We start from the raw sequence: 2,165 nt of genomic DNA, 5'->3' as shown, positions 1-2,165 counted from the left end.
GAGGATTTTATTCAACTCGGCCCCGTCGCGTCTCATAACGTCCACCGCTCTGACGTCGCGTCATTGCCTGATATTATCCCGCCGGTCTTTGTTGTCGAACCGCTTTTAGAGTTTTTCGCGGCACTGTAATCCTGCAGCGTATTGAACATATTTTCCACACGCTCTTTTGTTTTGCTGCTCATCTGACCCGTTCCCGCGTTGTACACCATGATCATGCTGTACTTTCCAAACACCAGATATCCGTTCAGAGATACATTCCCCTTTGTCAGCTTAACCTTATACGCTTTGCCTCCGTCAATGGGGCTGTCTACGGCCGCTGTCTTCACGGTAACGCCGTTGTACGCACGGTTCAGATACGCCTTCAGCTGCCGCTCAAAGTCGGAGCTGGAATAATCTCCTGTTCCTCCTGAGATCATGCTGTATGCGGCCATAAGATTATCTGCCTCGGTCGCCTTTCCGTTCGGTCCGAAGACCGCCACATTCGCACTTCCTGAGGATTTGGAATAAGCGTTGTCCTTCGCCCATCCGGTCGGAATCTGAACGACAAATCCTCCAATGTACTGGCGGGTGTATTCCGGAGGATTCTTTGTATATTTATCCGCTTCCTCCTTCGCCTTCTCCTTATCCCAGTACATCTTCATGCCGTAGTAGGATTTCATCTCCTCCAGCAGTCCGCCGGTATCGTCACCGGTGCTGTCGGAATTGACCTTCACAACGCCGGAGACATAGTATTCCTTCTTTTCGACCTCGATTTTGGAAAGAAATTCTGTAATACAAACACTGTAATAACTGTTGTCGTACTTCTTCAGAACCTGAAATCCTGTAGCATATGCTGAATTCTCATCCTTGGTCTTCTTCACGCTGTTCATTTCATCGACTGCAGCGCTCAGATTCGGTGAGCTTATTGTTCCGTACTTCTGGATATATTCCTTTGCACCGCCCGCGTTATCGACGAGGGAAGAGTTAACGGTCTTCAGCGTGATACTGACCCCCTTTGCTGTCGAGGAAACGTAATTCGTCGAGCTGTACTCACTGCTTCCTTTCGGGATGAATACCTGAATTTCCTCGTCGCCTGACCCGGGCTTCAGCGTCGCATCGCTCAGATACTTGAATCCGTCGTAATCCTTCACAGTGGTTCCCAGTGTCGGCGGCTTGCCGCATCCGGAAATCAACATCACAGCGGCGATGCACAAAACCATCACGGCAAGAAGCTTCGGCCTCCGTCCCGCTCCGGCTGTCCATTCCTTTGTTCTCACGTTCTTTGCACGGTTCCGTTTGAAAATAGTCATACTTTCCCTGTTCCCTTTCATTCTTTTCAGATTCAGTTTCGTTTCCTTCTCATATATACACTTATACCGAGCAGCGCTGCAACAGAAACCGCAACTGCTGTAAGGTATACCCACAGATTTGTCCGATCTCCGGTGTCAGGGCCGCCGCCTCCCGGTTTTACCCGACAGGTGTTTGTGATAATCACATTGCCCTGATTCCGATCGTTTACGGATACGGTATATCCGGCGGACGTGCCGATCTCTTTCACAGTGTATCTGATCTTCTTTCCGTCTTTCACTGCCGGAAGATCGCTCCATGTCTTTGTCCACTTATTTCCTTTATTCAGAACGGCTTCCTGTCCCGCATCGGCTCCGTCTGCCATCAGGCGGACGCGGATCTGCTTCGGACGCTTCCCGTATTTGTCATTCTTGTCGTTCCAGTGCTTTGTCACCGTCGCACTGGCTCTGTCCGCGGCGTGTGTGTTGATGATATCATAGCCGTCAATCTCTGTGCGATATCCCGGAACCGAATCCTCGGTAACAGTGTAGACGATTTCTCTTCCGTCGTCGAATTTCGGCAGATTCCGGAAGCTGTACTTCCATCCGTCCTCTTCAGAGATCGTTTTCTCTGCGACTTCCTTTCCGTCTGCCAGCAGATTAACGGTCACACTCTTCGGTCTCACGCCGTCCCGGTTGTTTTCATCTTTCCAGGTCTTGGTTCCGGACACGGAGGTCAGAGCCTTTTTATTTGTTATCGTCTTGATCGTCGCCTCATCTTCTGTAACGGTCACCTCATAAGGCGTGCTGTCAAGCTCATAGCCCGTCGGCGCAGTCACCTCGACGATGGAGTATTTCCCCGGAACCAGTTTTCCCGAGGTCGCCTCGCCCTGCGCGTCT

At 50.9% G+C, this 2,165-nt stretch carries 2 protein-coding genes; both read right to left on the bottom strand.

Going from position 1 to position 2,165, the window contains the following annotated elements:
* Positions 1–32: 32 nt before the first annotated feature.
* A complete protein-coding gene (locus FYJ64_RS11265) occupies positions 33–1,310 on the bottom strand; it encodes a hypothetical protein (protein ID WP_206045665.1) in 1,278 nt (425 codons plus the stop codon).
* 11 nt (positions 1,311–1,321) lie between these two features.
* Positions 1,322–2,165 (bottom strand): Cna B-type domain-containing protein (locus tag FYJ64_RS11260; protein WP_154575211.1); only part of this gene is annotated, 844 nt, incomplete at its 5' end.

Origin of the sequence: Hornefia butyriciproducens (genome assembly GCF_009695915.1) — a bacterium.
In the GTDB taxonomy this organism is placed as follows: Bacteria; Bacillota; Clostridia; order Peptostreptococcales; family Anaerovoracaceae; genus Aminicella; species Aminicella butyriciproducens.
Note: the sequence above shows the minus strand (reverse complement) of the source record. Positions and strands in the feature narration are given on the sequence as shown.